Here is a 272-nt window from a genome sequence, read left to right on the forward strand (position 1 = left end):
CTCCTGCCCTCGCCGCCTGATGCGTGTTCGCCCTGTCAGGCGAACACGCATCATGTCCTTATTCAGATTGTAGGCTTAATTTGACGGGACGGCAGATTCCCCTGCCGGGTCGCTGGTCAGTTCATTGGTAAAATGCGGTTTACCCTGCATGATGGCAATTTCTACCCGACGGTTACGTTTACGTCCGTCCAGGGTGTCATTGCTGTCCAGCGGCGAGGTGTCTGCCATTCCCAGCACGCGCATCCTGTTATGATCAAAGCCTTGCACTTTTT

At 54.4% G+C, this 272-nt stretch carries 1 pseudogene; it reads right to left on the reverse strand.

Annotated elements, in window-relative coordinates:
* Positions 1-75: 75 nt before the first annotated feature.
* Positions 76-272 (reverse strand): annotated as a pseudogene (locus tag R0J87_RS20525) (hypothetical protein); the annotation flags it as partial.

The sequence above is a fragment of the Halomonas sp. SIMBA_159 genome (assembly GCF_046536035.1).
GTDB lineage: Bacteria > Pseudomonadota > Gammaproteobacteria > Pseudomonadales > Halomonadaceae > Vreelandella > Vreelandella venusta_A.